At 65.2% G+C, this 7,251-nt stretch carries 7 protein-coding genes; all 7 read right to left on the minus strand.

Annotated elements, in window-relative coordinates; genetic code table 11:
* Nucleotides 1–137 precede the first annotated feature (137 nt).
* A complete protein-coding gene (locus tag QW863_RS26760; RefSeq protein WP_315769243.1) occupies nucleotides 138–1,454 on the minus strand; it encodes a trypsin-like serine protease in 1,317 nt (438 codons plus the stop codon).
* A gap of 147 nt (nucleotides 1,455–1,601) precedes the next feature.
* Nucleotides 1,602–2,309: a phosphate regulon transcriptional regulator PhoB gene (gene phoB, locus QW863_RS26765; protein ID WP_315713503.1), complete on the minus strand. Its 708-nt coding sequence runs from the start codon at nucleotides 2,307–2,309 to the stop codon at nucleotides 1,602–1,604.
* A gap of 16 nt (nucleotides 2,310–2,325) precedes the next feature.
* Nucleotides 2,326–3,042, minus strand: coding sequence for a phosphate signaling complex protein PhoU (phoU, locus tag QW863_RS26770; protein WP_315713504.1), 717 nt, complete (start codon nucleotides 3,040–3,042; stop codon nucleotides 2,326–2,328).
* 30 nt (nucleotides 3,043–3,072) lie between these two features.
* Nucleotides 3,073–3,894, minus strand: coding sequence for a phosphate ABC transporter ATP-binding protein PstB (pstB, locus tag QW863_RS26775; RefSeq protein ID WP_315713505.1), 822 nt, complete (start codon nucleotides 3,892–3,894; stop codon nucleotides 3,073–3,075).
* Entirely contained in the window at nucleotides 3,891–4,772 is an 882-nt protein-coding gene (gene pstA, locus QW863_RS26780) for a phosphate ABC transporter permease PstA (RefSeq protein ID WP_315713506.1), read from the minus strand. The genes pstB and pstA overlap by 4 nt, the downstream gene beginning before the upstream one ends.
* 3 nt (nucleotides 4,773–4,775) lie before the next feature.
* Entirely contained in the window at nucleotides 4,776–5,774 is a 999-nt protein-coding gene (pstC, locus tag QW863_RS26785) for a phosphate ABC transporter permease subunit PstC (RefSeq protein ID WP_315713507.1), read from the minus strand.
* A 98-nt stretch (nucleotides 5,775–5,872) separates the two neighbouring features.
* The gene (pstS, locus tag QW863_RS26790; RefSeq protein WP_315713508.1) at nucleotides 5,873–6,883 is read right to left on the minus strand and encodes a phosphate ABC transporter substrate-binding protein PstS; all 1,011 of its coding nucleotides are present in this window, start codon (nucleotides 6,881–6,883) and stop codon (nucleotides 5,873–5,875) included.
* Between the last annotated feature and the right edge of the window lie 368 nt (nucleotides 6,884–7,251).

Raw genomic sequence — 7,251 nt, forward strand, 5'->3', positions numbered from 1 at the left:
CCCCCGCTGCAGGCAAAAGCTGCGGGAAAACGTGGGCGGCCCTTCCCGGATTGCCCTCTTGCTTGGCAACCCGCTATCCAGTCACGCACAGATCATGACCAGCGGCGGGACATCCTCTTCTCTCGCCCCTCCTTCGCTCACCGCATCGAGGCACTCTGTGCCGTGATCTCGCGCCGCACGACCGCCTCGAACTGGCTCGCGGGGGCTGCGAACATCAGCCGGGTCTCCTCGTGGAACGCCGAGAAGATGCCGACCACGGCCGGCTGTCCGCCGACTTCGGCCATGATGGGGGAGCCCGAATAGCCGAAATTGGCGAGGCAATGCACCGTCAGCAGCATCCCGTCCTTGGTCATGCCGGCGCTGCAATTGCGCTGGCCGGTCGGCGAATAGCGCCGCTCCTGGCCATAGCCGATCTCGGAGATGGTTCCGGCCGTGGTCGCAGCCTGCAATTCCTCGCGCGTCAGCGCCCTGACCTCAACCGGCTTCGACGGCAGCGCGTCCTTCAGCACGATCAACGCCCAATCGGCGGGCGAGCGGTCGAGCGACCACCTGTCGTGCCGGGTCGGGACGAAATCGGGCGCCACGATCAGCTTGTCGGCGACCGACGATGCCGCCGGCGTGCCCCTGTTCATGCCGGCCAGGAAGCGGACGTTGCCGGGGCTGACCTGCGCCACGCCGTTGAACACGCAATGCGCCGCGGTGAGCACGACGCGCGGCGCGACCAGCGTGCCGGTGCACCAGCCGCCGGTCGAGTATTGCGCGACGGTGACGACGCCGATCGACGACGCCGGCCACGAGGTGGGATCGACGACCTCGCCGATGTGGCGGTCGAGCCCGAGCAGTTGCTCCGGACGCGGAGCGGCGATGCCGGCCTCCGCCGATTCCGGCTTCGGCCGCCAGGCCGCAATGGCACTCTGGGCCTGGACGCGCTGCGGCTCGGTCAACTTGACCCGCTGCACGTCGCGGCCGGCCGATCGCACGCCGCTACGGCCCGCCATCACCAGCCAGGCATAGCCCTGCACGACGTCCTGTTTCACACCGCGGCCGTCGAGCAGCATCAGGCCGAGCATGTATTGCGACTGGGCGAAGCCCTGCGCCGCGGCGCGGCTGAACCAGCGGCCGGCTTCGCCGTAATTGCTCGCAACACCTTCGCCATTGACGTAGGCGATGCCGAGATAGTGTTGCGCGACGGCGAGCCCCTGATCGGCGGCCTTGCGGTACCACGCCAGCGCCTCGGCGGGGTTGCGCGGTTGGCCCCAGCCGAAGGCGTGCATGAAGCCGACGTCGAACTGCGCCCGCGCATCGCCCTTGGCGGCCAGCGGCAGCAGCCGTCGCATCGCCGCCGCATGCTGCCCGTTGCCTGCCGCCGCGACCGCGTCTTCGAGCTCGGCGGCCGTGGCGCCCGCCGCGCCGCCGAGCAGCACGGCAAGAGATATGATGATGGTCTTGATCAAGGGCGTCCGCTGGGACCGAAACATCGTGACGGGCCACGAAGCAGACACGATCAAGACGGCGGCGGCGTGGCGGAAAGCGGACCGCGATCTCCTCAATCGGGCCGCCTCGCGCCTCACACCTGCTTCGTCCACGCGCCGGATCGCCCCTTACACCTGCTCGCTCTTGGCGAAGCGATCATCGAGCGCATAACCGGCGCCGCGCACGGTGCGGATCGGGTCCTGCTCGCGGCCGGGATTGAGCAGCTTGCGCAGGCGGCCGATATGGACGTCGACGGTGCGCTCGTCGATGTAGATGTCGCGGCCCCAGACACTGTCGAGCAGCTGCTCGCGGCTGAACACGCGGCCGGGATGCTCCAGGAAGAACTCGAGCAGGCGGTATTCGGTCGGACCGAGATCGATCGGCCTACCAGAGCGCGCCACGCGGCGTTTCTCGCGGTCGAGCTCGATGTCGCCATAGGACAGCACGGTCGCCAGCCGCTCCGGACTCGCCCGCCTCAGCAGGCCTTTCACCCGCGCCAGGAGCTCCGGCACCGAGAACGGCTTGACGATGTAGTCGTCGGCGCCGGTCGCGAGGCCGCGCACGCGCTCGCTCTCCTCGCCGCGTGCGGTGAGCATGATGATCGGCAACTGCCGGGTCTCGGTCCGCGCCCGCAGGCGGCGGCACAGCTCGATGCCGGACAGGCCCGGCAGCATCCAGTCGAGCACGACGAGATCGGGAACACGCTCCTTCAAGCGCGTGTCGGCTTCGTCGCCGCGCGCCACGGTCTCGACCTCGTAGCCTTCGGCCTCGAGGTTGTAGCGCAGCAGCGTCGTCAGCGCCTCCTCGTCCTCCACCACCAGAATTCGGGCGCCCATGTCTGAACCGTCTCTCTCAGTTGCCGGGGATCGTCGATGCGAAGCTCGTCATGTCGCCCTTCGGGCGCTTGTCCATGATCTGCTGGCCTTCGATCATATAGAACACCGTCTCGGCGATGTTGGTCGCGTGATCGCCGATGCGCTCGATATTCTTGGCGCAGAACATCAGGTGGATGCAGAACGAGATGTTGCGCGGATCCTCCATCATGTAGGTCAGGAGCTCGCGGAACAGCGAGGTGCAGATGGCATCGACTTCCTCATCGCCCTTCCACACCGTCATCGCCGCCGGCAAATCGTGCGCGGCATAGGCGTCCAGCACCGTCTTGACCTGCGACTGCACGAGATCGGTCATGTGCTCGAGCCCGCGGATCAGCTTCAGCGGATGGAAGTCGCTCTCCAGCGCCGCGACGCGCTTGCCGATGTTCTTGGCGAGATCGCCGATGCGCTCCAGATCGGTCGCCACGCGCATCGCGCCGACGATCTCACGCAGGTCGACCGCCATCGGCTGTCGCCGGGCGATGGTAAGAACGGCGCGCTCCTCGATGATGCGCTGCAGCTTGTCGACCTCGGCGTCGGTGGCGACCACCTTCTGGCCGAGCGCGATGTCGCGCCGCACCAGCGCATCGACGGAATCGACGATCAGCCGCTCCGCGAGGCCGCCCATCTCCGATACCAGACGGGTGAGGTCCTGCAGATCGCTGTCGAACGCCTTGGCGGTATGTTCACTGGCCATGATGATCTCCTGAAGACAATGTCGTCGGCGTCAGCCGAACCGGCCGGTGATGTAATCCTGGGTCCGCCGATCACTCGGCGAGGTGAAGATCTTGCTGGTGTCGTCGAACTCGATCAGCTCGCCGAGATACATGAAGGCGGTCTTGTCGGAGACGCGCGCCGCCTGCTGCATGTTATGCGTCACGATGGCGATCGTATAGTTTTCGGCGAGTTCCTGGATCAGCTCCTCGACCTTGGCGGTCGAGATCGGATCGAGCGCCGAGCACGGCTCGTCGAACAGGATCACCTCCGGCCGGACCGCCACGGTACGCGCGATGCACAGCCGCTGCTGCTGGCCGCCGGACAGCGACAGGCCCGAGGCGTTGAGCTTGTCCTTGACCTCGTTCCACAGCGCGCCGCCGCGCAGCGCCTTCTCGACCCGGTCGTCCATCTCCGACTTGGAGATCTTCTCATAGAGCCGGATGCCGAAGGCGATGTTCTCGTAGATTGTCATCGGGAACGGCGTCGGCTTCTGGAACACCATGCCGACCCGGGCACGCAGCAGGTTCAGATCGAGCTTGGGATCGAGGATGTTGGTGTTGTCGAGCATCAGCTGCCCGGTCGCCCGCTGCCCCGGATAGAGATCGTACATCCGGTTGAAGATGCGCAGCAGCGTCGACTTGCCGCAGCCGGACGGGCCGATGAACGCGGTGACGCGGTTGGTGCCCAGCGACAGGTTGATGTTCTTCAGCGCGTGATGGTCGCCGTAGTAGAAGTTCAGGTTGCGCGCAGTCACCTTGGCCGGCGCATCCGGAAGCGCCTTGCCGTGAAGAGCGTGATTGGGCTGACTGACGGAGACGGACAGTTCGGTCATTTGGTGTTCCTCTCGGCGCCGAGAATGCGTGCACCGATGTTCAGGGCGAGCACGGCCAGAGTGATCAGAAGGGCTCCGCTCCAGGCCAGCTGCTTCCAATAGGCATAAGGGCTCTGAACGAAGTTGTTGATGGTGACGGGCAGATTGGCCATCGTCTTGGAGAGGTTGAGGCTCCAGAACTGGTTCGACAGCGCGGTGAACAGCAAGGGCGCGGTCTCGCCGGCGACGCGGGCGGTCGCCAGCAGCACGCCGGTGATGAGGCCCGAGCGCGCCGCGCGATAGGCGATGCGGCGGATCACCAACGACCGCGGCAGGCCGAGCGCGGAAGCCGCCTCGCGCAGCGGATTGGGCACCAGCAGCAGCATGTCCTCGGTGGTGCGCAGCACCACGGGGATGACGATGACCGCCAGCGCCAGCGAGCCCGCCAGCGCCGAGAAGCCGCCCATCGGCACCACCACCGCGCCGTAGATGAACAGGCCGATGATGATCGAGGGCGCCGACAGCAGGATGTCGTTGATGAAGCGGATCACAGAGGTCAGGCGGTCGTTGCGGCCGTATTCGGCGAGATAGGTGCCGGCAAACAGGCCGAGCGGCGCGCCGATGCCGACGCCGATGATCGTCATGATCAAGGAGCCGACGATGGCGTTGCGCAGGCCGCCTTCGCTGGAGCCGGGCGGTGGCGTGTCGGCGGCAAAAACCTGCAGGCTGAGGCCGGCGAGTCCGTTATAGAACAGCGTGAACAGGATCAGCGCCAGCCAGGTGACGCCGAACATCGCGGCGGCGACGCAGAGGCCGCGGATCACGATGTCTCTGCGGCGCCGGCGCGCATAGATCGGATTGACCGGCGCATCGAGTGTAAGCGTGTCAGCGCTGGACATGGCTTATTTTCCCGCCTTGGCTTCGAGCCGCATGAGCATCAGCCGCGCGCTCGCCAGCACGAAGAACGTGAGCACGAACAGCAGCAGGCCGAGCAGGATCAGGCTCGACTGGTGCAGCCCGTCGCTCTCCTGGAATTCGGAGGCGATGGCGGCCGAGATCGTGGTGCCCGGTGCGAAGATCGAGGATGAGATACGGAACGAGTTGCCGATGATGAAGGTCACCGCCATCGTTTCGCCGAGCGCACGTCCCAGCGCCAGCATGACGCCGCCGATCACGCCGACACGGGTGTAGGGAATGACGACGCTGCGCACGACCTCCCAGGTGGTGCAGCCGACGCCGTAGGCGGCTTCCTTCAGCACCGGCGGGACGGTCTTGAACACGTCGACCGAGATCGAGGTGATGAACGGCAGCACCATGATCGCCAGGATCAGCGAGGCGTTGAACAGGCTGAGATAGGACGGCGGACCCGCGAAGATGTCCTGCAGCACGGGGATGCCGGCGCAGAGATTGATCATGAACGGCTGGAACGTATAGGCCAGGAACGGCCCCAGCACGAAGAAGCCCCACATGCCGTAGATGATCGAAGGAATGCCGGCGAGCAGCTCGATGGCAAGTCCGATCGGACGGCGCAGCCATTGCGGGCACAGCTCGGTGAGGAAGATCGCAATGCCCAGACCGACCGGAATGGCGATCAGCATCGCGATGAAGGACGTGACCAAGGTGCCGTAGATCGGGCCGAGCGCCCCGAGCACCGGCGGATCGGCCGACGGCGCCCAGCGCCGCGTCCACAGGAATTCGAAGCCATATTCTCTCATGGCCGGCCATGCGCCGACGATGAGCGACAGGATGATGCCGCCCAGGATCAACAGGACGGAGATCGCGGACAGCCGCGTGATCCAATAGAAGGTCACGTCGCCGAGCTTGAAGGCGCTGAGCGCGCGTGCCCGGTCATAGGGGCCGGCAGCAGCCGCGATATCGCTGACTTCGGTCTGAACCGCCATCTCTGCCAATTCTGCCCCCTGTTCCTTGGACACGCCTCAACCCCGGTAGCGCCCCTCCCCCGGAGGGCCGGGAGAGGGGGATTTTCGATACGTCCAGCTCAGCTCTTGATGTCGGCCGACCAGGTCTTCTCGATCAGCTTCACGACGCTGTCGGGCATCGGGATGTAGTCGAGCTCCTCAGCCATCTTGGCGCCCTTCTCGAACGACCACTTGAAGAACTTGATGGCTTCGCCGGACGCCGCCTTGTCGGCCGGCTCCTTGTGCATCAGGATGAAAGTCGCCGCCGTCATCGGCCAGGACTTGTCGCCGGGCTGGTTGGCGAGGATCACGTAGTAGCCGGGGGCCTTGGCCCAGTCGGCATTCGCGGCCGCGGCCTGGAAGGCCTCGACGGTCGGCTGCACGGTCTTGCCGGCCTTGTTGATCATGCCGGTGTAGGTGAGCTTGTTCTGCTTGGCATAGGCGTACTCGACATAGCCGATCGAGTTCTTGGTCTGGCCGATGTTACCGGACACACCCTCATTGCCCTTGGCGCCGACACCGACCGGCCACTCGACGGCGGTGTTGAAGCCGATCTTGCTCTTCCAGTCGGCGCTCACCTCGGAGAGGTAGTAGGTGAAGTTGAAGGTCGTGCCCGAACCGTCGGAGCGGCGCACCACGGCAATCGCGTCGGACGGCAGCTTGACGTTGGGGTTCAGCTTCTTGATCGCGGCGTCATCCCACTTGGTGATCTTGCCCAGATAGATGTTGGCGAGCGTCTCGCCGTCCAGCACCATCTCGCCCGGCTTCACGCCCTCGAGGTTGACGACGGGCACGATGCCGCCCATCACCATCGGCCACTGCACCAGGCCGTCCTTCTCGAGCTGCTCGGCCTTGAGCGGCGCGTCGGTGGCGCCGAAGGTCACGGTCTTGGCCTGGATCTGCTTGATGCCGCCGCCGGAGCCGATCGACTGATAGTTCAGACCGTTGCCGGTCTCCTTCTTGTAGGCGTCGGCCCACTTGGAATAGATCGGGAACGGGAACGTCGCGCCCGCACCGGTGATGTCGGCAGCGAACGCCGACGTCGATGCGGCGACCAAGCCGGCAGCGACGATAGCTTTGATGAAATTCATAGCTGGTCTCCATGCTTGGGAAGCGAAGCGCCATCTGCGCCCGATTGCGCTTCCCCGGCCGCTTTACGGGGCCTCAGTGTGGCTTTTATAAAGGTTCGATGACAGTCGGATGACAGTCACAAGCCGTTGATAATTATTGATATTTAGGTTTTGATCCGAGTTTTTACGGATCGAGGGCGGTCGTTCGGGGAGGCATCGCCCCTGGCCTTTCGCGAGCATCGCTCAACCAAGATGGGCCTCCTTTGCCCGTGTCGCCCGCCGCACCTTTCGGTGTCGTCCCGGCCTTGCGCAGGCAACTGTTATGTTGATGGAGTGATCGCATAAGGTTTTCGGTCGCGCATCATGGCATTCAGGATGGTTAGAAGCTT

The organism is Bradyrhizobium sp. SZCCHNR1017 (genome assembly GCF_032381375.1).
Lineage (GTDB): Bacteria > Pseudomonadota > Alphaproteobacteria > Rhizobiales > Xanthobacteraceae > Bradyrhizobium.